The sequence below is a fragment of the Myxococcus sp. CA039A genome, from assembly GCF_013336645.1.
Classification (GTDB): domain Bacteria; phylum Myxococcota; class Myxococcia; order Myxococcales; family Myxococcaceae; genus Myxococcus; species Myxococcus llanfairpwllgwyngyllgogerychwyrndrobwllllantysiliogogogochensis.
The window spans coordinates 14,950-41,431 of the sequence record NZ_JABUMQ010000017.1 but is presented as its reverse complement, the minus strand read 5'-3'; the positions used below and the strand labels follow the sequence as shown (position 1 = coordinate 41,431).

Genomic DNA, 26,482 nt, shown 5'->3' with positions numbered 1-26,482 from the left:
GGTGGAGGCGGCCTCGTCCGAGGCGGCGCGCCTGGCCTTCCTGTCGCGCGCGGGCGAGCTGTTGGGCGCGTCGCTGGAGTGGCGCACGGTGCTGCACCGACTGGCGGAGCTGGCGGTGCCGGTGCTCGCGGACTGGTGCGCGGTGGATGTCATCACGGAGGACGGGAGCGTGGAGCGGGTGGCCGCGGCGCACCGTGAGCCGGAGAAGACGGCGCTGGTGCACGAGTTGTCCCGACTGCGGCCCGTGGACCTGGTGTCACCCGGTGGCATCTCCGAGGCGCTGCGCACCGGACGTCCGGTGGTGATGCCGGTGGTGACGGAGGAGATGCTCCCGGCGATGGTGCGAGAGCCCGCGCAGTTGGATGTGGTCCGTCGCCTGGGAATCCGGGCGGGGCTCGTGCTGCCGTTGCTGGCGCGGGGCCGGGTGCTGGGCGCCGTGTCGCTGGTGCGAGGCGACGAGCAGGTGTCCTTCGATGCGCCGGAGCTGGAGGTGGCGATGGAGCTGGCCCGCCGCGCCAGCCTGTCCATGGACAACGCGCTCCTGTACGAGGAGGCGCGCACGGCCCAGTCCTTCTCCGCGCGGCTGCAGACGGTGACGGCGGCGCTGTCGCGCGCGGCCACCGCCGAGGACGTGGCGCGGGTGATGGTGCGCGACGGGCTGGAGGCCTCGGGAGCGGCGCGGGTCGCCATCGCGGAGCTGAGTGCCGACGGGTGTCTGCGCGTGCTGGGCTCTGTCGGTTATTCACAGGCGTGGATGGAGGGCCTGGATGGTCAGCGCGTCGCGGGCCTGCCCGTGCTCGCGCGCGCGGCGGAGCAGCGCGAGTCGCAGTGGTTCTCCCGACTGGAGGAACTGCTCCCCTCGGCGGGTTTCGTGGAGAGCGACGTGGCGGCGCTGGGCGAGGGCTCTCGCGCGTTCCTCCCGTTGCTGACCGAGCGGGGCATCCTGGGCTTCGTGGCGCTGGCGTGGGGTGAGCCGCGCATGTTCCCGCCGTTGGAGCGCGCGTTCCTGGACGCGCTGGCCCACCAGTGCTCGCAGGCACTGGAGCGCGCGGCGCTGTACGGGACGCTGCGTGAGCGGGGCGAGCGACTGCATCACGCGCTTCAGATGGGCAAGGAGGCCGAGGAGCGGCTGTTCTTCTTGCTGGAGGCGAGCCGCGCGCTGGCGGAGCACCTGGATGACGTGGAGTGGACGCTGGAGCACGTGGCCCGCGTGGCCGCCAGCAGCGTGGCGTCCAGTTGTCTGGTGGAGCTGGTGGGGCCGGACGGCACCCTGCGGTGCGTGGCGTCCGCGCACCAGGAGCCGTCGAGAGACGCGTCCGTGCTCTCGGTGCTGGGCGGCGAGGGCGCGCTGTCCCTGTCGCGTGAGTGCTTCCAGTCGGGTGAGCCGCGCTTCGTGCCGGACGTGGACGCGGCCCTGTGCGAGCGACTGGCGGAACGCTCCGAGCAGCAGCGCGCGCTGTTGGAAGCCCTGAGGCCCGCGTCGCTGCTGGTGGTGCCGGTGCGCACGCGCGGGCGCACGCTGGGCGTCATCACGCTGGGCACGTCGCCGCCGCAGCGGCCCCTGGCCATGTCGGACGTGTCGATGATGGAGGAGCTGGCGCGGCGCGTGGCGGTGGCGCTGGAGAACGCGTCGCTGTACCGCGACGCGCAGGCGGCGGTGCGGCTGCGTGACGAGTTCCTGTCGGTGGCGAGCCACGAGCTGAAGACGCCGTTGACGAGCCTCAAGCTCCAGCACGGCCTCATCGACCGCGCGCTCGGCCCGGACTCGCGCGAGAAGGTGGCGCCCCGGCTCTCCACGGCGATGCGACAGGTGCAGCGGCTGGCCACGCTGGTGGACCACCTGCTCGACGTGAGCCGGGTGTCGCTGGGGCGGCTGGCGCTGGAGCCCACGGAGGTGGACCTGGGGCAGGCGGTGCGCGACGCGGTGGAGCGGATGGAAGAGGTGTTCGCGGTGGCGGGGTGCTCGGTGCGGGTGGATATCCCGGAGCCGCTCCAGGGCCGGTGGGACTCGCTGCGGTTGGACCAGGTGCTGGTGAACCTCCTGACCAATGCGGCCAAGTACGGCGCGGGCAGGCCCGTGCAGGTGACCGCGGCGGAGGCCGGCGACGGGGTGGTGCGGCTGTCGGTGCGGGACGAGGGCATCGGCATCTCGGAGACGGACCTGCCGCGGCTGTTCGGTCGCTTCGAGCGCGCGGTGAGCGACCGGCACTATGGAGGGCTGGGTCTGGGGCTCTACATCAGCCGGCAGATTGTGGAGGCGATGGGCGGTCGCATCGAGGTGGAGAGCCGCGAGGGCGTGGGCTCCGTCTTCACCGTCCACCTGCCTCGCGCAGCAGGGTGAGGGCGCGCTCCAGCACCTCGTCGCGTCCGGCGCGCAGTCCGCGCACGGTGGGGTGGACCTCCACGTCCGGGCGCAGTCCCACGCCCTGCACCGTGCGGCCGTCGGGGGTCTCGAAGCGCTGACCGGTGAAGAGGACGCAGACGTTGCCGGGCAGGCAGACGTTGGTGGTGTCGCCCACGGCGCCCGCCGTGGCGCTGCCCACCAACCGCGCGCCAGACGCGGCCTGAATCATCATCGCCGTGTATTCGCCCTGGCTCAGCGTCCGCGCGTCGATGAGCACGACGACGCGGCCCGCGTAGCGAGGCCCGTCACCAGAGGGCAGGGTGGCGGGGAAGCGCACCTCGCGGGCCTCTCCCGCTTCCACCAGCGGGCGGGCGATGAGCGCGGACGCCGTGGCGCCTCGCGTGTTGAGGCGCGGGGCCAGCGCCCACGCGCTCCCCTGTGGATAGCCGCGCAAATCGAACACGAGGGCGCGCGTGTCCTTCATCGCCTCGAACATGCCGGGCACCGAGTCGGCGCGCAGCCGTCGCAGGTCCACGTAGCCCACGTCGCTGTCGAGCCGCTTCCACGGCGCGTCGTCCTGGACGGGGGGACGGAGGAACGGGAGGTAGTCGCGCGAGCGGGGCAGCCGCGATTCCTTCATGCGTCCATCCACGCCCTGGAGCATCACCTCCACGGGTTTTCCGTCCGCGCCCGCGAGCAGCAGGCTGGCCACGCGCTCCGCCCGCGCCGCGTCGTGAGAGGCGCCGAGCAGCTCCCGGAAGCGCGCGGCGCGCGTGGCCACCGCCTCGCCGTCGATGGACACCACCTCGTCCCCCACGCCGATGCCGGCGGCGCGAGCGGCCTCGGGCACGGGCAGCTCCGACACGAGGAAGCGTCCCTCCACCGAGCGCAGGACGAGCGGCGCGGTGGCCTCGGCGAGCGAGCGCAGGGGCTGGCCCTGCTCCGCGATGAAGACGTGGCCGTCGGAGACCCGCGCGGACAGCGTGTAGAGCAAATGCGTGTACGCGCGCGCATCCTCCACCGCGCGAGCGCGGCCGAGGAACTCCGGCAGCACCGCGTCCCAGTCCTTCAGGGCCTTCGGGTCCGGATGGAAGAAGCGCATCACGTTCCAGAAGCGGACGACGGCGAGCAGCCGGTAGGGCTCGGAGGGATACGCCATCGCCTCGTAGGCGTCGTCCGGTCCTCCCGTGGGGAGCACCGCGTCCTTCGCCGAGACGCGCGCGGAGGCCTTCGGAGTCCCCGCGCGCAGCAGCCGGAGCGCGGCCTGGAAGGCGGGGCCGGTGTCGCCCTCGTCCGCGCTCGCGGGCACGGTGACGTCCGCGCGCAGCCCCGATGAGCCCGAGGGGAACACGAGCTCCGAGGCGCGCACCACCGCGCGCTGGCCTCCGGGCAAGGGCACCGTGCGGGTCTTCACGGCGGAGGACTCATCGAGCGCGCCCTGCGCGACGAGGCGCGTGCGTGACGAGGAGAGCAGGGCCAGCAGCAACGGCGACAGGGGCGTGCGGCTGTTGACGAGGAGGACCAGCGAGCGCTTCGGCGTCCGGGGCGCGGGCGTGAAGGTCCGCGCGAGTCGAGTCTCGACCGAGGCGCTGTAGCCCCCCGAGCTGGGCCCCAACTGCACGGGAAAGCCGGAGTACACGCGGAAGCGCTCGGCGGGAGCCGTCACGGTGTCCGACGGAAGCGAGCGCTCCAGGAAGCCCAGCGCCAGCTCCATCCAGATGGCCTCATCGGGTCCGCTGGCGCGCAGGTCGATGACGACGCGGCGCGCGCGCTCGAGCTCCGGCCCCAGCGCCGTCATCGCCGGATACAGCGCGTTGAAGTTGGAGAAGCGCCGGTCCAGGTCCAGCACCAGCACGTCACCGGACCAGCGGGAGAGCGGGCCGGACGGCTCGCGCGGGGATGGGGGCTCGCCCGGCTCGCGCTCGACGTGGGTGAGAGGGTCCTCCAGCCGGCGCAGCATGTCGCTCACGGAGGTGGCGAGCGCCTCCGGGGTGCTCGCCGCGAGCGCGCCCGGGAGTGACTCCACGAGGGCCGCGTCCCAGTCCACCGCGCGGAAGGCGAGGGCGGGGTGCACGTACTTCACCGTGCCCCAGACGCGGCCCAGCACGGCGGCGTTCTCCAGGGCCGCATCGGGCTTCGCGCGCGGGAGGGACTGCTCCTGCGCGAATGCACGCCCCGAGACACCCAGCATCAGCGCCACCGCGAAGACACAACCCATCCAGGCCGGCATCCGCCGGACTCGCGCGCGTTCCACATCCACCTCCCGATACGGCCCCGCGCGCCAGACACCCTCTCCGTGAGAAAGGTTCCCAAGGACGCGCGGTGACATCCGGGCTCGTCCGCACACATCCTGTCCGTAACTGTCCGCGCCCCCTGGACGGCGTGGCCGCGAGCCGCGAGCGCGGGTCTCTTTTGCGTGGTGGATGTGCTCGCGGGGGCAGGCGGTTGAAGGGGCCCAAGCCCTGATTCCAGGAGTGACGCTCGAGCATGTCCCGGCGGAGGCCGAGGGGCACGAGTGCGCGAACGGACAGTCGTCTGTCTCGGATGTTTCACGCACGCGACGCTCGACACCCGTACACCCGGAACCGGAGAACGTTCATGCGAAGTCTGGATTTCATTGCGAAGCCCGCCCTGGCGGTGGCCCTGTGCACGCTGCTGGTGAGCGGGTGTGGTGGCTCGCCCCAGCCCGAAGGGGACTCCCTTCCGGGAGATCCTCAAACGGGTGGACTGGAAGGCGCGCCGGGTTCGAAGGGAAGCGGGGACACCGGTGACGGAAACGAGGGCGGCTCGGGTGGCGTGTTCAATCCGGCCAAAATCGACATCTGCCACATTCCTCCGGGCAATCCGGACAACGCGCACACGATTTCCGTGGGCGCACCGGCGTTGACTGCCCACCTCAAGCACGGCGACACGTTGGGCGCATGTGACAGTGAGCCGGACGCGGGCACGGGTGAGCCGGACGCGGGCACGGGTGAGCCGGACGCGGGCACGGGTGAGCCGGACGCGGGTTCCGAGTGTGTGTCCGAGGAGGGCGCCTGTGGCACGGGCACCACGTGCTGTGAAGGCCTGACCTGCTCCGAGTCGGGCTACTGCGAGCCCATGATCGGCTGAGGTCGCTTCAGGAGGCCGTCCCGCTCATCCTGGAGTGGGACGGCCCTCCCACCATGATGCCAGGGGCCCGAGCGCGTGGCCCCGCGCGGGTCGCCCTCGTCAAGCAGCAGACTCCCGGTCGAGGCCCTCCCGCGGTGCCCACGAGGCTCCGCTCGGAGGCGCTTCCCGTTTCAGCCCAGGCCGTCACCCGCGCGTGCGCGCCGCGCACGGTTCCTCGCGTCGCGAGCCCCAGGCTCATGTCGGCGTGAGCACCCCGCGTGGCGACCTGTAGCGGCGCGTTCCGGACGCCCGTGCACTCCCGTCACATCTTTCGACTCAAGGAACCCCACCCCATGCGTCTTCACGTGGGGGATGGGGCGCGGACTCCGGAAAGGCATGGAACGTCTTCCGGAAAACATGAGAGTGCGACAGAGAGAAATGGATTCCCCGCATCCAGGCCTCCGAAAGCGAGGCAGGCGGTAATGTTTTCAACCGAATGGCTGTAGTTTCTGCGGAGAGAGAGGGGGACAATTTCAGTCAGACGGGAGGTCTTCTCCCGCCACTGTCCGGAACCCGAAGTCCATCCAGCCTTTCCGCATGAAGATTGAGCGCCAGCACGGTTGAATCGTGGGTGGCACATGGCTCGCAGAGACACCGCGCAATAGACCCCTGTCCCAGTCGTCCCCATCCCGCTCCCCGTGTTCCTCCAGAACGCCACCTGCTCCTGCGTGCCTTCGCACTCCGACCCCAGCGAGTGCCCGACCTGGGTGCGCCCGCATCGGAACACGCCCGCGGAGGGCAACACGATGCTGTACGCGGGGACGCCGCCGCCGATGCTGGTGGAGCCCACGCCGGTGCCCGCCACGCCCACCAACTCGCTGGTGGGGCAGCAGTTGGGACACTTCAAGCTGCTGAAGGAGCTGGGCCGGGGTGGCATGGGCACGGTGATGCTGGCCGAGCACGCCCTCATCCAGAAGCGCGTCGCCATCAAGGTGCTGCACGCGCACCTGGCGCAGGACCCGGACCTCGTCGCCCGCTTCTTGTCGGAGGCGCGCACGCTGACGGTGGTGCAGCACGAGAACGTCGTCGCGCTCTACGATTTGGACGTGCGCGACGGGCGCCCCTACCTCGTCATGGAGTACCTGGAGGGGCAGAGCCTGGCGGCCTTCGCGAAGGGGCCGCTTTCGCCGTCGGTGGTGGTGGATCTTCTCTCGCAGGTGTGTGACGCGCTGGGCGCCGCGCATGCGCACGGCATCGTCCATCGCGACTTGAAGCCGGCCAACGTCTTCCTGGTGCCGGGCCTGCTGGGCCGCCAGCGCGTGAAGCTGTTGGACTTCGGCATCGCCAAGCTGCTGTCGCGTCCGGCGGGCCTGCACACCACGGAAGTGGGCGTGCTCCTGGGGACGCCGGAGTTCATGGCCCCCGAGCAGTGCGGCGACGACGTGGTGGACGCGCGCACGGACATCTACGCGGTGGGAGTGCTGGGCTACTTCCTGCTCACCGGGCGCGTGCCCTTCGCGGGCCGCACGGCGGCGGAGGTGCTCATCGGTCACCTCCAGAAGCAGCCGGTGCCGCCGCACGAGGTGCAGCCCGGCGTGCCGCCCTCGTTGTCGCGCGTGCTGCTCCGCGCGCTGGCCAAGCGTCCCGCGGACCGTTTCGCCCAGGCCTCGGACCTGCGCGCGGCGCTGGCCACCGCGCTCGCGCCCGAGCCCGAGCCCGTGACTCCCGGCTTCACCGCGCGCGTGCGCATGGCGGGCACGCCGCACTCGCAAGAGCTGCGCTGTGAATGGGTGGGCCGCGCCGGCCTCTTCCTCCACACCACCGCGTCGCCGCCGCCGCTCCTGTCCGACGTGGGCCTCCTCTTGCGACTGCCGGGTGGTGAGCTGGCCTGCACGGGGCAGGTGGTGCGCCACGTGACGGAGGAGCAGGCGCGAGGGTGGCGCATGACGCCGGGCTTCGGCGTCCAGCTGCGCGACACGTCGCCCGCCTTCCAGGAAGCGCTGACCCGGCTGAAGTCCGGCGTGCGGTTGGAGCCACCCACGCCCCCGCCGTCCCCCATGCAGGAGGACGCGGTGGCGGAGCGGGTGCTCCAGGGCTTCAGGGCCCGCCTGGCGGGTGACCACTACTCGGTGCTGGAGGTGCCTCGCGACGCCACCCCGGAGACGCTGCGGGCCGCGACCCAACGCGCTCGTACGGCGCTGGAGCCACTCAAGAGCCGCAACCTGTCGCTGGGCCAGCGTGCCCAGCTGGAGCGGGTGAACGAGCGGGTGACGTCCGCGCTGCACGTGCTGGGTCACGTGGAGCGGCGGGCCGAGTACGACGCCAGACTGGGCAACGTGGAAGGGGTGGAGCGCTGCCTCTCCGCGGGCCTCACCGTCACCGCGCTGGAGAACTGCCGCCGCCGCTTCCTCGCGGAGAACCCCGGGCGGGATGGCCGCGCGGCGGTGCAGCGGCTGTCCGGGGACGCGCTGTCGTCGGTGGGGCGGCTCCAGGAAGCGCTCGCCGCCTACGAGCAGGCGGTGCGGATGGACCCGTTGGATTTGGAGGGCCTCAAGCGCTGGCGCTCGCTGCGGGCCCGGCTGCGCAACACGCCCACACCGCGATAGGCGGGCGGCCGGGCGCGTGCAACGCGGAAGCGGTGTCTTGCGTCTGGGGGGTGGCTCCTCGTTAATCCAGGGGTACCCATGGCCTCCGACTCCGACGACTCGCTTCCTCCCCAGGGCCGCTTCACCCGGCTGCGCAAGTTGGCGGGCCTCTCCATGCAGGTGGGCACCGACGTGCTCATGAGCAGCGCGAAGCGCCTGGCTGGCGGCACGCCGGATTTGCTCAGCAAGAGCTCCGCGGAGAAGCTCGTCGCCACCCTGGGAGAGCTGAAGGGCGCGGCCATGAAGCTGGGCCAGGCCATCTCCATGGACCCGGACCTGCTCACCCCGGAGGTGCGGCAGGTGCTGGCGCGGCTGCAGAACCAGGCGCCCGCCATGTCCTACGACATGGTGACGCGCGTGGTGCGCCAGGAGCTGGGCGCGGCCCCCGAGGATGCCTTCCGTGAGTTCAGCCGGGAGCCCCTGGCCGCCGCGTCGCTGGGACAGGTGCACCGCGCGGTGCTGGAGGACGGCCGCGTCGTCGCCGTGAAGGTGCAGTACCCGGGCATCGCCGAGTCGCTCACCCACGACATGGAGAACCTGGGCCTCGTCGTGAAGACGGTCTCCAAGGCGTCGCGGTTGATGGACGGCTCGGCCTACTTCAACGAGTTCCGCGACGAGCTGCTGCTGGAGCTGGACTACCGCCGCGAGGCGTTACTGGCGGAGGGCTTCGCGCGCGGCGTGGCGGAGCTGAAGGACCTGTATGTCCCCCAGGTCATCGCCAGCCACAGCGCCGAGCGCGTGCTGACGCTGGAGTTGTTGGAGGGGCCCACCCTCAAGGACTGGGTGACGACGGTCGACTCCAACGACGAGCGCTTCCGCGTGTCGCGGCAGCTCATCCGCGCGACGTACGGGCCCTTCTTCGGCTCGGGCGAAATCCACGCGGACCCGCACCCGGGCAACTTCATGGTGATGCCGGACGGGCGGCTGGGGCTGTTGGACTTCGGCTCCATCAAGCGCTTCAGCCCGCGCTTCGTGGACGCCAACCGGCGCATGTTCCTGCAGTCCATGCGGCTGGAGCCCATGGACATCCTGCGGCTGAGCCAGGAGGTGGGCTTCACCGTGGAGCTGCCGGGCGAGGAGGCCGCGGACCTCATCCGCGAGGTGCTCCACATCGCCGGCAGGCCCATGCGGCTGACGCCGTACGACTACATGTCCTGCGAAATCACCCGCGACATGCGCAACCACTTCACCCGCAACGCGGCGCGCTTCCTCAAAATCAAGCCGCCGCCGGAAGCGGTGATGTTCTTCCGCTCCACGGGAGGGCTGGCGCAGAACCTGCGGCTCATCGGCGCGCGGGGTGACTTCCGCGGCGTCTTCCTGGAGATGGCGGAGCTGTTGAGCTGAGCGCCGGACGCTACGGGGCCGGCGCGGCCACGACGGCGCGGCCCTTGGCGTAGATGGCGTGGAGCTTCTTCGCCAGCTCCTCGCCCTGGGTGCTCTTGGTGATGTAGCCGTCCGCGCCCGAGGCCAGCGCCAGCGCGCGCAGCTTGGACTCGTCCGAGGCGGAGAAGAGCACGAAGCGCGTCCCCGCCGGCGCCTGTCCCCTCGCCAGCGTCAGCACCTTGTCGCCGGTGAGCGCGGGGATGTTCACGTCCAGCAGCACCAGGTCCGGCAGCGTCGTGCGCACCAGGTTGGACACGCCCAGTGACGAGCGGTGCGTCCGAACATCGAAGCCAAACGCGGACAACGAGCGCTCCGCCAGGGTGAGTTGCTCCTGGTCATCATCCACCACCAGCACGCGGATCTTCATCTCCGACATGACGCCTCCCCCTTGAGAGCGCGGATTGGGTGCCGCCGCCCACCGGATATCGCCACCAGGCCGGGTGGCCTACGGATTATCACCTAGGCTCGCGTCCCTGTCGCCACCCTCCTGTCCTCCGGGGGCCCGACTTTCTCGTGCTGGCGGCAGGACGTGCCGGGGTGTCCGGGTGTGTCTCCACCCGCCCCGCTGCCTCATGGACCCGGGCCGTCTTCAGCCGGAGCGGTAGGTGGCGGGGCGCTCCCGGGAGGCCGCCTTCCTCTGGAGGGCGGGCAGGGTGATGGTGAACACGGCACCCCCCTCCGGGCGGTTGGCGGCGGTGAGGGTGCCCTGAGCGCGCGTCACCACGTCATGGGCCATGGACAGGCCCAGGCCCGTGCCGTGCTGGCCCTTGGTGGTGAAGAAGGGCTGGAAGATGGAGAGCAGGTGCTCCTCGGGGATGCCGGTGCCCTCGTCCTCCACGGTGATGATGGAGTGCCCCAGCGCCAGGCGTCCGCGCACGCGCAGGGTGCCGCCCTGGGGCATGGCGTCGCGCGCGTTGCGCAGCAGGTTGAGGAAGACGCAGCGCAGGTCCGCCGCGGAGCTCTCCACCAGCGGCAGCCGGGGCACGTCCACGTCCAACAGCAAGGTCAGCCCCTGCTTCGCGGCCCGGGACTCCAGCTCGTCGCGGGCAATCTCCACCGAGTCGCGCACCACGTCCGCCAACTGCACGGGCTCCACCGGGGACTCCGGCCGCTGGCGCGCGAAGTCACGCAGGCGCGACAGGCGGGTGGTGGCGTCGGCGACGATGCGCAAGAGCGTGTCCACGTGCGCGGGCGGCGCCGCCGCGGGGGCCGCCTGCTTGAGGTCGCTCATTTGGAGCATCTCCAGCCGGAGCTTCATCGCCACCAGCAGACTGCTCAGGTCATGTGCGATGCCGGAGGCCTGCTCGCTGAGCATGCGCAGGTGCTCGCGCTCGGCCAGCGCGCGGCGCTCGCGTGCCAGCGCCTCCTCCAAGTGAACCTGCTCGGTGACGTCCCGGGCGAGCACCAGCACCACGGGCGCCTCCCGGCTCACCCGACATACCCGCACCTCCATCTGCTGGTGACCTCCCGCGTAGCTGTAGCGCGCGGTGCGGGCCGTCTGTTCCACCCCGAGCGCGCGGGCCTCCGCGGCCACGACGCTGCGCAGGGTGAGCAGTGCGGGCCCTTCCTCCTGCCCGCTGTCCGTCACATGGCGCCAGGGACCTCGCGCCAGTGTCAGGGATTGCCATCGCAGGTTGACCCACAGCACCACGTCCTCTCGGAGCACCGCGAGCGCTCCCGCGACACCTTCCAGGGCCCAGGAGTGTCTGGCGGGCGCCTGGGGCTCGTGCGCGAAGTCAGGGCCGTGTGTCTTCCTCACCTTTTCAGCGATGGCCGAGAGTTCATTCTCAGGCAAAGACGCGGGTGACATGATTTGAGCTGTAACCCAGGCCGTGGACAGCGGCAAGAGCGGGGGACCCACGAGTGCGGACGTTCAGCCCGCACGGGTATGGGTTGTGTGGACTGCGTGTCCAAATCCCGCTGCGCGGAGTCTGGATGTCTGACATACGGATGAAGGTCCGCCATCGATTTCGTCTTGTGAATGGAGGGCCCCAGGAACGATGGAAACTCCTCACCTTGAACGTTCCTTGAACACTCTTTGAACATCCTCTGATGAACACGGCAACTGGTGCGGTGCTCGGCGCGCTGAATCGCGAGAGCACGGACTGCATCTGGAGTGGTGATGACAACAGACATTTCCAACGAGCGAATCCGAGTGGCCCTCCTGGAAGACCAGCAGGTCTTCAGGGAGAGTCTGGTATTGGTACTGGAGAGCGCCGGGATGGACGTGGTGGCGCGCTGCGCGCAGACACCGCCTTTCCTGGCGCGGGTGCGGGAGCAGATGCCGCACGTGGCCGTGCTGGACCTCCGCCTGGAGCCGCCGGACCAGGATGGAACGACCACGGGCATGACGGCGCTGCAGTGTCTGCATGACTTCTATCCGACGGTGAAGGCGCTGGTGCTGTCGAGCCACCACGAGCCCGAAGTCGTGGAGCAGTGTCTCCAGGCGGGCGCGGCGGGGTACCTCTGGAAACACAACGTGGGTTGCGCGGAGGTGGTGGAAGCGGTGACACGCGTGGCGCGCGGCGAGCGGCTGATGCCTACGGGATTGTCCTGGGTCCCTTCCGTCCCGGGCTTCATGCCGCAGGAGGAGGTGCCCATGGGGAGCGTGGAGTTGGGGCTCCTGACGCCGCGCGAGCGGGAGGTGCTGGGCTACGTGGCCGCGGGCGCGGACAACCTCAAAATCGCCGCGTGTCTGAGCATCACCGAGCGCACGGTGAAGGCGCACATCACCAGCATCTACAAGAAGCTGGGCTCGGAGAACCGCACGCAGCTGGCGGTGCTCGCATGCCAGCTGGGTGTTCACCGCCCGGCAGGAGTCTGAGTCCCCGGGGCCGGCACTTGCAGGCAATGGGCACGTGCGCGCGGGCGTGTCAGGGTGTGAAGACCCTGGCGCTCCTCCCCCCTCCCCCCAAGCGCACGGGTCGTCGCGAGGAAGGTCCCCAGCGGGCCAGGGCAGAGCAGGACGTGGTGTCTGCCCTGGCCCGTGCTGTCGTCTCCGGGATTGGACGACGACGTCAGGGCTTCACGGCCGTCACCAGCTCGAAGGGCCCGCCGCGCAGCACGTCGACGTGCTGGAAGCCCGCGCCCTCGAGCATCTGGACGTAGAGCTCCACCTCGCGCAGCCGGCTGACGCACGAGTCCACGCCGATGAGGAAGTACGTCCAGAAGAACTGCGCGGCCAGCCGCTCGGGCGTGCGGAACTCCTCGCAGATGACGACGCGTCCCCCGGAGGGAAGCGCCTCCCACGCGGCCTTCAGCAGCGCCTGCGCTGTCTGCGCGGACCAGTCGTGCAGCACGCGGACGAACGTCATCACGTCGTAGCCGGAGGGCAGGGGCTCCGTGAGGAAGTCTCCGCCCACGAAGCCCAGCTGGGACGCGGTCAGGCCGAAGCGCTCGCGCGTGCGCTCCACCAGCGCCTGGGTGGCCGGCAGGTTGTAGACGTCCACGCGCGCGGCGGGGTGCTCGCGCGTCATCAACGCCGCGAGGCTGCCGTCACCGCCGCCCACGTCGAGCACGCGCACGCCGTCCTTCCACAGCCTCGGCGCGTGCAGGCGCAGCGACTCCAGGATGGGAGGCAGCCCCGCGGCCATGCTCGTCTCGAAGCCCTCCAACTGCTCCGGCGTGCGCAGGGGCCAGTCGAAGTCGTCGGGGGAGATGGAGTGCTGACCGCGCAGCACCTCGGGCAGCCGCCCGTGCAGCGTGTGCCACGCGAACTTCTCGCGGTCCTTCTCCCGACCCTGCGGCCCCACCACGGCGACGGCCGCCTCGCGCAGCCCCGGCACCGCGTGGTAGCGCGCCGACGCGAGCGCGTCCGTGTCCTGCTCGCGCGTCACCAGTCCCAGGCTCTCCAGGCAGTCCAGCAGCTTGTAGAGCCGGCCCGGCAAAAGGCCGTGCCTCGCGGAAAGCTCCGCCAGCGAGACGGGGGCGGGCCCCTCCAGCGAGTCGAGCAGACCCAGCTGGAGCGACGCCTCCACCACGTCCACCGCCTTCGCGCCGTTGTAGAGCAGGTGCAAGAGCGCGCGCGGAGAGTCCGCCACCGTGCGCGGCTTCGACGTCACGACTCGCCCCGGGGCGGAGGGAAGCCCGCGTGGTGTACCGGACACACGGCGCTGGCCGGAGGCGCGGCGTAGGCGTCCAGCGCGCCTTCCATGCAGCCCTCGCGACGAGCGCCTGGCGCATGGCCTCCCTCGCGCCGCCACCCGGACGTCAGCTCCACGCGCACGTCCCAGAGCTGACGGAACAGGGGCAGCGTCATGCGCCCCGCCAGCACCTGCGTGGGCAGGCCGTCCAGCGCCTTCACCGCGCGGTCCACGCCGATGGTGCGCCGCACCAGCTGGAAGTGCGCGTGCAACCATCCCTGGAAGGCCTCGTCCACGTCCACCAGTTGCTCGCACAGCCGCTTCAGGTCGTCCGGTCCGCCCTGGTACACCGCCAGCAACGTCCGGGCGCGTCGCGCGAGGAGCCGCTCCAGCGCCTGCTCCAGCCCCTCCGCCGCCTTGCGCAGCATGTTGTAGCCAGGGGACTCCTGCCCGCTGCCATTGCCCAGGCTGCGACGGATGACCTGATAGGTATCCGGCGTCATCGTCTCCAACACGGCCAGCTCCGACTTCAGGCCCTGGACGATGCGCGACACCCGCTCCAGCCTCGCGGACGCCGCCCACAACGCGTCGCGGTCCAGCTCCGCCACCACCTCCACCACCTCGCGCGAAGCCAGCTTCAGCCACAGCTCCTGCGCCTGGTGCACCACCTGGAACATCAGCTCGTCATGCGAGACGCGCTGCTCCTCCGGCGCCTGCAACGCCAGGAGCTGCGGTGTCTTGAGGTACACCTCGTAGTCCAGCTCTCCGCGGCCGACCCACTTCTTCAGCATCGGGTTGAAGAGAGGCTCATCCAGTTCCTGCCGCAACTTTTCCGCATAACTGTAACCATGTGGCGTGTGCATGGTGCCCTCCGAAGGGAGAGGTGGGCATTCAGAGGTGGGAGCGCGAAGGAGACGTGCCCGACTTGGGACAGCGGACGTGGCTCGCTACGACGGTGGGTACGGCGGGTGTCGCGCCCCGGGCCGTTGGGTGGCCCGGAGCACGGAAGGACAACGGCTCAGGTGGCCGGTGGCGGACGCGGCTTGAGGCGGAAGGTGCGCAGCCGGTTGGCCAGCTCCTCGCCCTGGACGCTCTTGGAGATGTAGCCGTCCGCGCCGGAGGCCAGCGCGAGCGAGCGCAACTTCGACTCGTCCGAGGCCGAGTAGAGGATGAACTTCGTCTTCGCGGACGCGTACTGGCGCGCGAGGTTGACGACCTTGTCGCCCTTGAGGGCGGGGAAGTTCACGTCGATGAGGACGAAGTCTGGTTCGGATGCGCTCACCAGATTCGACACGCCCAGCGCCGAGGTGTGGGTCAGCACCTCGAACCCATAGGAGCTCAGCGAGCGCTGGACGAGGTCGAGCAGGTCCGGGTCATCGTCCACCACCAGGACGCGTGCTTTTTCTTCAGCCATGGCTTCTCCCTAGATGCTTGCGGATCATCTCGAGCAACTGGTCACGATCAAGGGGCTTGGTGAGGTACGCGGTGCAGCCCGCCGCGTGTGCCTTGTCCTGATATTCCCGCCCCGCGTGAGCCGTCACCGCGATGACCGGCACGTTGGCCACGGAGGGTACCGCACGCAAGCGACGTGTTGCCTCCCAACCATCCAGCCGTGGCAGGGAGAGGTCCATCAGGATGAGGTCCGGATTGTCGCGCGTCGCGCGCTCCAGTCCATGCTCTCCGTCCTCCGCCTCGATGACCTCGAACAGTCCGCCCAGGTAGCGGCGGACGATGTCTCGATTCTGGGCACTGTCTTCTACATACAGGATGCGAGGCAGCCTGCCGGCGCTGGCGGCACGCTGGGACAACAGCAGGCCCTTGGCCTGGGCGATGACGTCCTCCAGCGCATGGCCGCCCTTCTTCACGAAGCCCGCGAAGCCGTCGCGCAAGAGCGACTCCTCCTCGTGGGTGAGCGACTTTCCGGTGAGCACCACCACGGGCACCTGGAGCTTCTCCGCGCGCAGCCGGCGCAGCACCTCGAAGCCATCCAGGTTGGGCATCATCAAATCCAGCACGACGAGCGACGGCGGTGAGACGCGCGCCTTGAGCAGCGCGTCCTCGCCGTTGCGAGCCTCGGCGGTGGAGAAGCCGGCGCGGCGCAGGTTGCGGCTGACCAGCTCGCGCGTGGCGGAGTCGTCGTCCACCACCAGCACCTCGCCCACTCCAGCGGACGTCCCCGACGGCTGGCCCAGGCAGCGCTGCACCACTTCGACCAGGCGCTCGGGCTCCACCGGCTTGACCAGGTACTCGCACGCGCCCAGCGAGAAGCCTCGGGCGCGCTGCTCCTCCACGGAGATGAGGATGACGGGGATGCTGGCCAGTGCCTGGTCACCCTTGAGCTGGCTGAGCACGGACCAGCCGTCCAGCTTGGGCAGGTGGATGTCCAGCAGGATGGCCTGGGGCTTGAGCTCCCGGGCGCGCTTGAGCGCGGCGATGCCGTCCTCGGCCACCACGACCTTGAAGCCCGCGGGCTCCAACTGGCCGGTGACGAGCTGCTGGATGAGCGGATCATCATCCACCACCAGCACGGTGCTGCCGGGCTGCGCCAGCGCGCCCACGTGCTGGGCGACCTCCGCCACGGGCACGCCGCGCTCGTGGGCCACCTGAGGCGCGCTGGTCGGCCGGTTCGCAGTGTTGGGCAGGCGCACGGTGAAGGTGGTGCCCCGGCCCAGCGTGGACACCACGTTGACGGTGCCACCGAGCACCCGCGACAGCTCGCGCACAATCGCCAGGCCCAGGCCCGTGCCGCCGACCTTGCGGGTGGTGGAGCCGTCCACCTGGCGGAACTTCTCGAAGATGAAGGGCAGCTGGTCCGCGGGGATGCCGACGCCGGTGTCCTCCACCGTCATCACGACTTCGTCGCCCGACGGCACCAGGCTCAGTGCGACCTCGCCCGTGTCGGTGAACTTGGCGGCGTTGCTCAGGAGGTTGAGCATGATCTGCCGCAGCTTCAGCGCATCGGTGCGCAGCATGCTCGCCGCGCCGTCGATGTGCGTCGTCAGGGCCACGTCCTTGCCCTTGAGGTACTCCTTCACCGTGGCCATGCACTCGTCGGCCAGCTCCTGCACGTCCACCGGCTCGGTGACGACATCCACCTTGCCCGCTTCAATCTTGGACAGGTCCAGGATGTCGTTGATGAGCGCGAGCAACGTCTTCGCGTTCGTCTTGACGACGTTCAGGTCGCGGCGGCCGTGGGCCGTCAGGCGCGAGCCCTCCTCGCGCATCAAGAGGTCGCAGTAGCCGATGATGCCGTTGAGCGGCGTGCGGATTTCGTGGCTGAAGTTGGCCAGGAACTCGCTCTTGAGGCGGGCGGCGGCCTCGGCCTCGCGGGCGCGCTCCTCCTCGTTGCGCTTGGCCACCGCCAGCTCCTGGGCCAGCCGGTCCAGGTCCTCGTTCTGCTGGCGGATGATCTCCATCTGCAGCGCGCGCTGCTGGTAGGACGCCAGCGAGCGGGCGGACACGGCGCGGGTGCGCTTGATTTCCTCCAGGCTGGCGGCGAGCTGCTTGTTGGCCGCCTCCAGCTCCGCCTTGGACGCGCGCAGCATCTCCTCGTTCTGCTTGCGCTCGGTGATGTCCTCGGTGACGCCCAGCACGTAGCGGGCCTCGCCGCCGCCATCCAGGAGCGGCAGCTTGCGCGTGGCGAAGATGCGGTCCACGCCGCCCGCGCGCGCCACCTCCTCGAAGGAGCGCATCTTCTTGGTGGCGAGGATGTCGGAGTCGATGGCGACGAACGAGTCCGCCTGCTCCTGCGGGAAGTAGTCGTGGTCCAGCTTGCCGAGCAGCCACTCCTTGGTGACGCCGAACGCGTCCGCGAAGGTCTTGTTGGCCACCACCAGCCGGCGCGTCGCCGCGTCCTTCACGAAGAGGACGAAGGGCAGGGCGTCGATGATGTTGCCCAGAATCCAGTTGGTGCGGTGCAGCTCCTCCGCCGTGGCGTCATGGCGGAGCCTGTCCCCGGCCAGGGGCAGCTCGCGGCGCAGCACGGGCGCCATCCGGTTGAAGCGGTCCTCGCTGACGTAGTCGCGAGCGCCCGCGCGGGTGCTGGCCTCCAGCGTGTCGTCGCTCCAGTCGCGCGACAGCACGACGAAGGGCAGCTCGCGCGAGTGCTGACGCCACAGCGCCTGCGCCTCCGCGAAGCCCAGGCCCGGCACTTCCGAACCGCACACGACGAGCGACCAGGAGCGCGAAAGCGCGGCCGTCAGGGCCTCGGTGCTGGTGGCGCGCTCCGTCCGGGCGACGACACCCGCGTGGCCGAGCGCCTCTTCCACGCGCTGGCACTCGCGCTCGCTCGCCACGAGCAGGAGGGTGGCGGTGTCCGTCGGAGGGACGGAGGAGGTGAGGGAGGTGGCCATGGCTCAGTTCGCCCCGAACACCAGCGTCGTCAACGTGGTGTTGATGTGGAACCCCGAGTAGATTTCGAAGTGCACGTTCATCCCAGCGGCGGTGGGTGCGGCCTTCAGGGTCTCCGCGAGTTCGGCCACGGAGTTGGTCGCATGCGCGTACCACATGCGCCCGCCGCAGTGGAACAGCAGAGCGGCCTGGGGGTTGTGTACCCGGCGGGGCATCTCCTCGGTGAAGAAGCTCCGCGTCATTCCCGCCATGTCACCCAGCTTCATCAGCTCCAGCTCGGTGCCCTCCTCCAGCAGGTTGGCGAAGAGGATGGAGCCGTCCTCCTGGGGCCTCCACGCCGCGCGAATGAAGTACTCGCGGCCCACGCGCAGCGCCGTGGGGCGCACCGCGAAGCCCCGGGGCGTGCCGAACTCCAAGTCACGCACGTCCTCCACGCCCAGGATTTCGGCGTAGCGCTTCGCGGCGGGGTGGCCGTCGATTTCGAGCGCGCGCGTGTGGCTCTCGTCCACCTTGGTGATGGTGAGCTTCTCGCCGGTGGGCACGTACCAGTGCGAGCGCAGCGCGGCCCAGGGGGCGCTGGTGCGGAACAGGGCGACGAGCACCGCGTCGGTGGCGACCTCGCCGTCCACGTGCACCAGCGCGGACTGCCTGGCCGGGTCCCGGTTGTCGTCGCTGGCGCCGCCGCCCACGAGCACCAGCGTCTGGCTGCGCTCGAGGATGCCGAGCAGCAGCTCTTCTTTTTTGTAACGGAAGCCGTCGTCGATGACGAGGCCGACATACCGGCGCGGATCCAGGTCCTGCTGCCGCACGCCCAAATCCTCGCAGGCGCGCCTGATGGCCACCTGTCCCGCTGAAATCGCATCCACGGAGAGCTGGGTGCCCAGGCCCAGGCCGACCTCCAGGTCGCCGGAGAGCGCGGACAACACCACGCTGCCCTCGTGGATGCCGGTGTTGTCCAGTTCGCCCGCCGTCGTGGCGCCCACCAGCCGGGTGCCCGGCGGCAGCCGCGCGCGCACCGCGCGGTTCAGGGCGTACGGGTCCCTGTCCCGCGAGGCGAACATCGTCACCAGCACGGGCTTGATGGTGCCCAACTGGCTCAACAGGTCCTCCGCGGCGGCTTCGGGCTCCTTCAACGTGGTGCGAGCCGTCTGCATCTTCACTTGTGCCATGAAGGACCTCCGGGGGGACTGGCGGCGGCTAGAGGCCGGCGCGCGGGTGCTCGGTATGACAGGCGCCGGTGCACTGCTGGAAGGACTCTCTGCCTCCCCCGACGTACATGCTCTCGATGGGGCCGAACTTCGCCACGTGGCTGTCCGGGTAGCTCGTGTGGCACGACAGGCACGCGGCCTTGCTGGTGCGCTGGATGCTCTCCTTCGTCAGGTGACAGGAGGAGCACTTCTCCAGGGGCGCGTCGAAGCGGTTGGAGCGCGAGTGGATGAAGTGCGTGCGCACGAAGATGGGGCCTTCCAATTCGAAGCCCAGCGGCGAATGGCACCCGTTGCATGCGGCGCGGTTGTCGTTGCCGTGCAGCACTTCGGACAGCTCTCCGCCTTCGCTGTGGCAGCTGTTGCACGGGCCCGTCGTCAGCGTCGCCTCGGTGCGCTTCTTCGTGCCCACCTGGATTTCGATGGTGCGCGAGCCCGGCACGTCCTCGCCCAGGTACACGCGGCGGCCCTTCACCGTCACCAGGTACGTGCCCGGCGTGGCGTCGGCGGGAATCTTGTACTGCCACATGTCCGTGTTGGGGCGGTCCCAGAGGCCCTCGCTGGGGAAGAACGCGCCGCGGAAGACGATGTTGGCGAAGGGCAGGATGGCGAACTGGGAGAAGACGCCATCGCGCGCCTCGGTGGCGACCACCTGCTCATCGACCTCCGGGTCCAGGAACGCGTCGATGTCGATGATGGAGCGGATGGGCTGGATGTTCTGTGCGGGGCCGATGATTTGCGTCATCAGCATCCGCTCCCGGTGCTTGCGGCGGTAGTACGTCGTCGTCGCATCGAAGAAGGCCCGATAGTACTGGATGCCCGCCGCGTTTCCGCCGACGGGCGCGACCTCATTGTAGGACGGCAGACTTCCCGCGGGGTGAAGCCGTTTTCCTTCCCCGTCCCGCAGGGTGACCTGGAAGGTGATTTCGGACCCGGGCGCGTAGGTGCCGTCGTGGCGCGGCGGGGTGAGGGCGGCCACGTCGATGCCGAAGCCGTACGCATAGTCCGGGTTCTGCACCTGCTCCACGGGGATGGAGTAGGGGGCGAAGGGACGCAGGCTCCAGCGCAGGCGCAGGGAGGTGGTGCCGGAGGTCAGCTTGAGGGTGCGCTGCTTGGCGTGCTCGTAGGCGTTGCGGACCTCGACGAGCGCCTCCTCCTCGAAGCTCCTGGCGCCCGTGCAGTCGTTGGGCGCGCGGCAGTCGGTCGTCGTGTGGATGGCGCGCAGGCGGCGGATGAAGAAGTCGTCGGTGCGGTCCCGGCGCTGGTGCTCGGCGCCGATGTTGAGGAGCACGGGCAGGCCGGTGAGGCGGCCGCGCGAGTCCACCGGCTCCACGGTGAAGAAGCTGGGCACGTCCATCCACGCCGCGCCCCGGTAGAAGCGGCGGCGGGTGAAGCCCGTCGGCCCGCCCAGGAGCACCGGCTCCTCGTCCACCGCGCGCACGCCCGACCAGCCCAGCCCGGCGAAGTCGCTGGTGGTGCGCAGCGTCTTCAAGTCCTTGTGGTCCGCGAGCGCCTGGACGGTGGCGCGGATATCAATCTGGCTGATGAAGAAGGTGCCGCCGGCGCGCACGCGCACCAATTCGCCCTGGCCGTTCTTCACCTCGAGCGCCAGACCCACGGGCTCGGGGGGGCGCGGGCGGCGCGAGTCGTCCCGGCCCGACAGCGCCTGGGCCTCCGACTCCAGCGCGTCCACCGCGACAGCCTCTTGCGAGTCCAGGTCCGGTCCGCCGCAGGCCACCAGCAACCCCGTCACCGCCGCCAGCAGCAACGTCTGGCTGGTCGTGGGGTAACCGAGCGGGCGGTGCGTACACGCCTCGCGCTGGGACCAGGGTGCTCCAAGTCCACCCATGGGTGAATCTCCTCGTACGTGTGGTTTCGGACGCCGCCATTGGCGCCCCGGCCAGTGGACCCTGTAGCCCTTCGTCGGGGGGACGATGTGGGCCGGGTCTCTCCCGTTTCCGGGTTTCCCCGGTTCGAGCCTTTTTAGCCGTACGAAGAATATCTGGATTGAACAGATGCCTTCAACTTCTAGGAAAATAATCCGCTGGGCTCAAACCCAGGAAGGCGTCAAGTGTCGGAATTTTCGCAATTCACTGAAGGAGTTACAGGAGGTCAGGCGCTGACTTGTAGGGGAAGGCAGGACCTGCCCTGGAGCGTCCTGGGAAGTTCAATGGTGAATTCCGCGCCTTCCCCGATTCGGCTCCGAAGGAGGATGGAGCCGCCGTGGGCTTCGACGAGCTGGTGGGCGATGTAGAGGCCCAGGCCGGTGCCGGGGTGGTGATGGCCTTCGCCGTGGACGCGCTCGAAGCGGCGGAAGAGGCGCTGCTGGTCGCCGGGGGCGATGCCGAGGCCCGCGTCCTTCACCGTGACTCGCACATGGGTGGCGTCGCCGTGGACGCTCAGGTCGATGGGCTGGCCGTGGCCGAACTTGAGGGCGTTGCTCAGGAGGTTCGTCACCACGCGGTCCAGGCGCAGCCGGTCCCACTGCCCGGAGGTGTCGTCCTCATGGATGCGCACGGTGAGGGCGCAGCCGGCGGCGGTGGCCTGCTCGGCGTGGCGCTCGGCCACCTCACGCACCAGGGCGGCCAGGTCCATGTCCTCGCGGTCCAGCGTCATGTGTCCGGCGGACAGGCGCGACAAGTCGAGCAGGTTGTGCAGCAGCCGGCCCATGCGGCGAGCCTCGCTCTCCGCGCCGAGGAGGCCGTCCCGCATGCGGGGCTCGTGCGCGGTGACGTCCAGCATGCGCAGCCGGCGCAGCCTCAGTTGGAGCGAGCTCAAGGGGTTGCCCAGGTCATGCGCGGCCACGCCGATGAGCTCCAGCGCGCCCTGGGTCTCCGCGAGCAGGCGCGCGTTGTCCAGGGCGAGGGCGGCCCGGGCGGCCAGCTCCTCCATGAAGGCCCGGTCCACCTGGCCGTAGCGGCGAGCGCCGGTGGACAAGAGGCACAGCGCGCCCAGCACGCGCGGGCCCACCGCCAACGGCACGGTGAGGGAGGACGTCACGCCCAGCACGCGCAAGAGCTCCCCGTGCGCGGTGCTCTCCAGCGCCTGCGGCAGTCGCTCCGCGTCCACCTCTGGCAGCAGCTCCACGCGGCCCGTGCACACCACGTGGTGGGGGCCCACCTCGTCGCCGTGCGGGCTGCGCAGGAGCGGCTCCCACATGCGGCTGGCCGCCTGCGCGTCCGCGCACGCCACGGCCTGGGGACGCACCTGTCCGTCCGCGGAGGGCAGGAAGAGGATGCACGCGTCGGCGACCTCGGGCACGCACAGGCGCGTGAGGGCCTCGCCCACTTCACGGGCGCCAGAGAGGGGTTGGAGGACGCGGCCCGCCTCGGCGAAGAGGGCCTGGGCGCGCTCCATGCGCCGGCGCTCGGTGATGTCGCGCGTCACCTCGGCGAAGCCCCGCAGGTGGCCGCGCGAGTCCCAGAGCGCGGTGAGCAGCGTCTCCGCCCAGAAGCGCGAGCCGTCGCGGCGCACGCGCCAGCCCTCGGACAACAGGCGCCCCTCGCGCGCGGCGCGCTCCAGGTGGGCCTGATGCACGCCCGCGGCGACCGCGTCCTCGGGGTGCAGGGGCTCCAGCGTGCCGCCGGTGACGTCCATCTCCGCCCAGCCGGTGAGGCGCTCGGCGCCGGCGTTCCACGCGGTGACGCGGCCGTTGGGGTCCAGGAAACACAGCGCGTAGTCGGTCACCGCCTCCATCAACAGCCGCAAGCGCTGCTCGCTGTGCTCGTGCCGGGCGTGCAGCGGCGCGAGCGCGTGGTGCAGCACGAAGCCCAGCGCGCCCACGCCGGCAAGGCCCACGCAGCCGGCCAGCAGCGCCTGTCGCAGCGCGACGTGCGTGGTCTCCGTATGTGTGAGCAGTCCGTGCACCGCGGACAGGAGTGTCACGAGGAGCAGCAGACCGGCGAGCATGCAGGCGGACACACCCGCCCCGACTCGCTGAGCGAACGTCCAACGTCGCATCATGTGGCACTCCCCCCCATCCCTAGCGGGAACCCGCATCAGGAAGGCGACGTCCAGCATCCCTGATGTGAGGGAGCGGGAACATTGCCCGGTTGGACAAAGTCTGAGTCGCCCCAGGGCGCTTCGTGACTCTCCCAGGGTGGAAGTTGGACCACGCGGGGACCCCTGTTTCGGGGTCGGCGCGCGTCGGACGCGACAACTGGGGGTGTTGCGTGGCGGGCGCGGGGGCCCATCAGGAATGGCCATCGCCAGGGCAGGGGGTTATGAGGCGGACCCCCTCTTTGCTCGGGTCGTCCCGCACCGCCTATGTCCCTCGTCGAAGGTCTGAAGGTCCGCTACCTCCCGCAGCCCGAATGGGGTGTGGGACACCTGCTGTCGCTCCAGGAAGAAGGCGCCAAGGCGCTCGTCGTCTTCCCCGCTCGGGAGGACGCCCCGGTGCTGGTGTCCACCAAGGGCGGCGCCCTGGTGTCGTATCCGCTGCCACCGGGTGAGCCGGTGCTGACGTACAAGGGGCGGCTGGCCCTCGTCGTGGCCGAGGAGCCGGGCGCGCGAGGCCTGCGCCGCTACGTGTTGCGCTACGCGGACACGGGCGAGGAGGACGAGCTGCCGGAGTCGGAGGTGCGCGCGCTGCCCCCGCGCTCGGACCTCTTGTCCACGCTGCGCGAGGGCCGCGTGGGTGAGGCCCGCGCCTTCACGCTGCGCAAGCAGGCCCTGGTCCTGGACGACGAGCGCCGCTGTGACGCGCTGGGCGCGCTCCTGGCCAGCCGCATCATGGTGAAGCCGCACCAGGTGGGCGTGGTGCAGCGCGTGCTGTCCGCTCGCCGGCCGCGCTTCGTGCTCGCCGACGAGGTGGGCCTGGGCAAGACGATTGAAGCGGGCATGGTGTTCAGCGCACTGCGCCTGTCGGGCCTCGTGCGTCGGTGTCTGGTGGTGGCGCCCAGCCACCTCACCGTGCAGTGGTTGGTGGAGCTGTTCCACAAGTTCAACCAGCTCTTCACGCTGATGGACTCGGACCGCTACGCGCAGTCGCTCAAGGAGGTGCCGGATGTCTCCCCGTGGGCGCGCTTCCCGCTGGTGGTGACGAGCCTGGAGCTGCTCTCCCGCAGCGAGGAGCACCGCCAGGAGCTTGGCGCCGAGGGCGCGTTCTGGGACCTGGTCATCATCGACGAGGCGCACCACCTCAAGGGTGAGCGGGCCTTCGAGGCCGCGCGGGTGCTGGCGAAGAACTCCTGGGGCCTGTTGCTGCTCACCGCCACGCCCATGCAACTGGACCCCGCCGAGTACCACGGGCTGCTCACGCTGATTGACGCGGCCACCGCGCCCAGCGTCGCGGGCTTCGAGGAGCGTCTGGCGCGCCAGGAGGAGCTGTCCACCGCGGTGCGCGCGCTCATGGAGGGCGGCAAGGGCAAGCCCGACGCGGCGGTGAAGGCGCTGGCGAAGCGCTTCCCCGAGGACGCGCGGCTCAAGACGCTCAAGGAGCCGCAAGCCCTGCTCCAGCACCTGGCGGAGACGTACAGCCTGAGCGACAGGCTGGTGCGTAACCGTCGTGCGGTGGTGGGTGGTTTCTCCACGCGCAGGCTGCATCGCCACCCGGTGACGCTGCCGGCGGAGGAGCTGAAGGTCCGCGACGCGGCGCTCGCCACGTTGGCGGCGGGCACGCTGCGGGGCGCGCCGCTGGGCAACGTGCTGCGCCGGCTGGAGTCGAGTCCCGCGGCCTTCGCGGGCGCGGTGCGGTCCAACCCGGTGTTGAAGGCGCAGTCAGAGGTGTTGAAGCTGCCCTCGCGCGACGCGAAGTTCGGCGCGTTCCTGGGGGTGCTGCGCGGCGTGTGGAAGGCGGAGCCTGCGGCCAAGGTGCTCGTCTTCACGGAGAGCCGGGACACGCTGGAGATGCTCCAGGCGGAGCTGGGGCGCGAGGGCGTGGAGGCGCTGGGCTACCACGGCGACCTGCCGCTCTTGGAGCGCGACAGGCAGGTGGCGCGCTTCCGGGGGCCGGAAGGTCCGAAGGTATTGCTGTGCACCGAGGTCGGCGGCGAGGGTCGCAACTTCCAGTTCGCGCACCACCTGGTCCACTACGATTTGCCCTGGAGCCCGGCCACGGTGGAGCAGCGCATTGGCCGGTTGGACCGCATCGGCCAGACGCACCCGGTGGAGATTCACGTCTTCGACTCGGCGGGCACGCTGGCGTCGGACGTGCTGACGCTGCTGGCGGACGCCGTCGGTGTCTTCGGCGAGACGGTGGGCGGCCTGGACGCGGTGCTGGAGGAGGTGGAGGACCGGCTCGCGGAGCTGGCGCTCCTGCCGCGCGAGGCGCGCGTGTCCTACGCCGCCGAGCTGAAGGCGAAGGTCGAAGCGGCGCGCGAGCAGGTGAAGCGCGCGTATGACCCGCTGCTGGACGTGCGCAGCTTCGACCGGCCCGCGGTGGAGCGGCTGGTGAAGCGCGCGCAGGAGCGGATGGGGCTCGAACCCGACGAGGACGAGGACGGCGAGGCGCCCGGCGTGGAGGACGGCCTGTGGAGCGTCGCGCGCGACTTGGACGAGCGGCTGGAGGAAACCGTCGCGGAGCTGGCGCGGCGGGTGGGCATTGGCGTGGACATCGACGAGCAGGTGGAGGCCTTCCAGGTGGCCTTCCAGTTCGGTCACGCGCTGAAGGTGGACGGGCTGCCGGGGCTGGACGTCATGGAGGACCACACGCGGCTGGGCACCTTCTGGCGCGACACGGCGGTGGAGGCGGAGGAGCTGGAGTACTTCGCCACCGGGCACCCCCTGGTGGAGGCCCTCTTCGGCTTCCTGCGCGACGGCCCCTATGGGCGCAGCGCCTTCCGCTTCATCGAGAAGCGCGGGCCGCTGAAGGCGCGTGGGGTGGAGCTGCTCTACCACGTGCAGCTCCCGGAGCCGGAGGACACCTCCCCGGGCGCGCGCGTGCCCAGCCGTCAGCTGGCGCGCTTCCTGGAACGCACCCTGCTGCACGTGGCCGTGGTGGACGGCGGCGCGGCGGGGCCCAAGGTGGAGGACTCGCTGATCCCCGCGCTGGAGGCCGACGGCAAGTCGCTCAAGGGCGACGAGGTGTCACGCGCCTTCCCGGGCTTCGACGCCTTCGTGGACGCGGCGGTGCCAGTGGGCCAGCGGGGCGCCGAGGCGGCCCTGGCGAAGCTCACCACCTCCGCGCGCGAGGCCATTGAAGCCGAGCGGGACTCCGCCCTGGAGCGCCTCCGGCTGTCCCTGGACCATCAGGGCCTGTCCGACGATGCTCTCGCTGCCCAGCTCGGCGCCGAACACTCGCACTACGAGCGGTTGCTCCAGGCCTTGAGTGGGTCCAAGGTGACTCTCGACTCCGCCTGCGGGTTCGTCATCAATCGCTGAGAAGCCTCTCGGCGGGAAAGAAGTTGTGACGCGAGGTGTCAATTCACTGATGCAGACAGTCCC

16 protein-coding genes are annotated in these 26,482 nt (G+C 70.4%); 6 read left to right on the top strand and 10 right to left on the bottom strand.

Annotation, left to right across the window (positions count from 1 at the left end):
* Position 1: 1 nt before the first annotated feature.
* Positions 2 to 2,341 (top strand): GAF domain-containing protein, encoded by a 2,340-nt coding sequence (locus HR086_RS04460; protein WP_373564258.1) that lies wholly within the window; start codon positions 2 to 4, stop codon positions 2,339 to 2,341.
* Here HR086_RS04460 and HR086_RS49705 read toward each other — a convergent pair.
* The gene (locus tag HR086_RS49705) at positions 2,310 to 4,598 is read right to left on the bottom strand and encodes a S41 family peptidase (RefSeq protein ID WP_174464953.1); all 2,289 of its coding nucleotides are present in this window, start codon (positions 4,596 to 4,598) and stop codon (positions 2,310 to 2,312) included. The two genes, HR086_RS04460 and HR086_RS49705, sit on opposite strands and share 32 nt — an antisense overlap.
* Before the next feature lie 344 nt (positions 4,599 to 4,942).
* Between HR086_RS49705 and HR086_RS04450 the strand changes: the two genes are divergently transcribed.
* The 3 genes from HR086_RS04450 (at position 4,943) to HR086_RS04440 (ending at position 9,423) form a co-directional block, all read left to right on the top strand.
* Positions 4,943 to 5,455, top strand: coding sequence for a hypothetical protein (locus tag HR086_RS04450; RefSeq protein ID WP_174464952.1), 513 nt, complete (start codon positions 4,943 to 4,945; stop codon positions 5,453 to 5,455).
* 746 nt (positions 5,456 to 6,201) lie between these two features.
* On the top strand, positions 6,202 to 8,040 hold the full coding sequence (locus HR086_RS04445; RefSeq protein ID WP_371745556.1) for a protein kinase: 1,839 nt from the start codon (positions 6,202 to 6,204) through the stop codon (positions 8,038 to 8,040).
* Positions 8,041 to 8,118: 78 nt separating this feature from the next.
* The gene (locus HR086_RS04440) at positions 8,119 to 9,423 is read left to right on the top strand and encodes an AarF/ABC1/UbiB kinase family protein (RefSeq protein ID WP_174464951.1); all 1,305 of its coding nucleotides are present in this window, start codon (positions 8,119 to 8,121) and stop codon (positions 9,421 to 9,423) included.
* Between the two features lie 10 nt (positions 9,424 to 9,433).
* Here HR086_RS04440 and HR086_RS04435 read toward each other — a convergent pair whose 3' ends face one another.
* Both HR086_RS04435 and HR086_RS49700 read right to left on the bottom strand, forming a co-directional pair.
* Positions 9,434 to 9,838, bottom strand: a complete 405-nt coding sequence (locus HR086_RS04435; protein WP_141641810.1) for a response regulator — start codon at positions 9,836 to 9,838, stop codon at positions 9,434 to 9,436.
* Between the two features lie 213 nt (positions 9,839 to 10,051).
* The gene (locus tag HR086_RS49700; protein ID WP_174457425.1) at positions 10,052 to 11,221 is read right to left on the bottom strand and encodes an ATP-binding protein; all 1,170 of its coding nucleotides are present in this window, start codon (positions 11,219 to 11,221) and stop codon (positions 10,052 to 10,054) included.
* Positions 11,222 to 11,584: 363 nt separating this feature from the next.
* Here HR086_RS49700 and HR086_RS04425 point away from each other — a divergent pair, with 363 nt between their 5' ends.
* Positions 11,585 to 12,286 carry a response regulator transcription factor gene (locus HR086_RS04425; RefSeq protein ID WP_217439206.1) on the top strand — a complete coding sequence of 234 codons (702 nt, stop codon included), beginning with the start codon at positions 11,585 to 11,587 and terminating at the stop codon, positions 12,284 to 12,286.
* Between the two features lie 193 nt (positions 12,287 to 12,479).
* Here HR086_RS04425 and HR086_RS04420 read toward each other — a convergent pair whose 3' ends face one another.
* The 7 genes from HR086_RS04420 to HR086_RS04390 all read right to left on the bottom strand — a co-directional run bounded on the left by HR086_RS04420 (position 12,480) and on the right by HR086_RS04390 (position 23,062).
* Positions 12,480 to 13,523 carry a methyltransferase gene (locus HR086_RS04420; protein ID WP_371817330.1) on the bottom strand — a complete coding sequence of 348 codons (1,044 nt, stop codon included), beginning with the start codon at positions 13,521 to 13,523 and terminating at the stop codon, positions 12,480 to 12,482.
* Complete coding sequence (locus HR086_RS04415; protein WP_174457424.1) at positions 13,520 to 14,407, bottom strand: tryptophan 2,3-dioxygenase family protein; 888 nt, start codon at positions 14,405 to 14,407, stop codon at positions 13,520 to 13,522. Before HR086_RS04415 ends, HR086_RS04420 begins: the two co-directional genes overlap by 4 nt.
* 155 nt (positions 14,408 to 14,562) lie before the next feature.
* Positions 14,563 to 14,958, bottom strand: a complete 396-nt coding sequence (locus HR086_RS04410) for a response regulator (protein ID WP_141641807.1) — start codon at positions 14,956 to 14,958, stop codon at positions 14,563 to 14,565.
* The gene (locus HR086_RS04405) at positions 14,951 to 17,896 is read right to left on the bottom strand and encodes a response regulator (RefSeq protein ID WP_174464950.1); all 2,946 of its coding nucleotides are present in this window, start codon (positions 17,894 to 17,896) and stop codon (positions 14,951 to 14,953) included. The genes HR086_RS04410 and HR086_RS04405 overlap by 8 nt, the downstream gene beginning before the upstream one ends.
* A gap of 3 nt (positions 17,897 to 17,899) precedes the next feature.
* Positions 17,900 to 19,063 (bottom strand): FIST signal transduction protein, encoded by a 1,164-nt coding sequence (locus HR086_RS04400; protein ID WP_141641805.1) that lies wholly within the window; start codon positions 19,061 to 19,063, stop codon positions 17,900 to 17,902.
* 28 nt (positions 19,064 to 19,091) lie between these two features.
* On the bottom strand, positions 19,092 to 20,948 hold the full coding sequence (locus HR086_RS04395) for a cytochrome C (RefSeq protein ID WP_174464949.1): 1,857 nt from the start codon (positions 20,946 to 20,948) through the stop codon (positions 19,092 to 19,094).
* A gap of 263 nt (positions 20,949 to 21,211) precedes the next feature.
* Positions 21,212 to 23,062: an ATP-binding protein gene (locus HR086_RS04390; RefSeq protein WP_174464948.1), complete on the bottom strand. Its 1,851-nt coding sequence runs from the start codon at positions 23,060 to 23,062 to the stop codon at positions 21,212 to 21,214.
* Positions 23,063 to 23,365: 303 nt separating this feature from the next.
* Between HR086_RS04390 and HR086_RS04385 the strand changes: the two genes are divergently transcribed.
* Positions 23,366 to 26,419, top strand: coding sequence for a helicase-related protein (locus HR086_RS04385; RefSeq protein ID WP_174464947.1), 3,054 nt, complete (start codon positions 23,366 to 23,368; stop codon positions 26,417 to 26,419).
* Positions 26,420 to 26,482 lie beyond the last annotated feature (63 nt).

Bases quoted from the DNA above. Each gene is read 5' to 3' on its own strand.
- HR086_RS04435 (WP_141641810.1), bottom strand. From the start codon at position 9,838: ATGTCGGAGATGAAGATCCGCGTGCTGGTGGTGGATGATGACCAGGAG.
- HR086_RS04395 (WP_174464949.1), bottom strand. From the start codon at position 20,948: ATGGGTGGACTTGGAGCACCCTGGTCCCAGCGCGAGGCGTGTACGCAC.
- HR086_RS04405 (WP_174464950.1), bottom strand. From the start codon at position 17,896: ATGGCCACCTCCCTCACCTCCTCCGTCCCTCCGACGGACACCGCCACC.
- HR086_RS04390 (WP_174464948.1), bottom strand. From the start codon at position 23,062: ATGATGCGACGTTGGACGTTCGCTCAGCGAGTCGGGGCGGGTGTGTCC.
- HR086_RS04400 (WP_141641805.1), bottom strand. From the start codon at position 19,063: ATGGCACAAGTGAAGATGCAGACGGCTCGCACCACGTTGAAGGAGCCC.
- HR086_RS04410 (WP_141641807.1), bottom strand. From the start codon at position 14,958: ATGGCTGAAGAAAAAGCACGCGTCCTGGTGGTGGACGATGACCCGGAC.
- HR086_RS04425 (WP_217439206.1), top strand. From the start codon at position 11,585: ATGACAACAGACATTTCCAACGAGCGAATCCGAGTGGCCCTCCTGGAA.
- HR086_RS04415 (WP_174457424.1), bottom strand. From the start codon at position 14,407: ATGCACACGCCACATGGTTACAGTTATGCGGAAAAGTTGCGGCAGGAA.
- HR086_RS04450 (WP_174464952.1), top strand. From the start codon at position 4,943: ATGCGAAGTCTGGATTTCATTGCGAAGCCCGCCCTGGCGGTGGCCCTG.
- HR086_RS04385 (WP_174464947.1), top strand. From the start codon at position 23,366: ATGTCCCTCGTCGAAGGTCTGAAGGTCCGCTACCTCCCGCAGCCCGAA.
- HR086_RS04440 (WP_174464951.1), top strand. From the start codon at position 8,119: ATGGCCTCCGACTCCGACGACTCGCTTCCTCCCCAGGGCCGCTTCACC.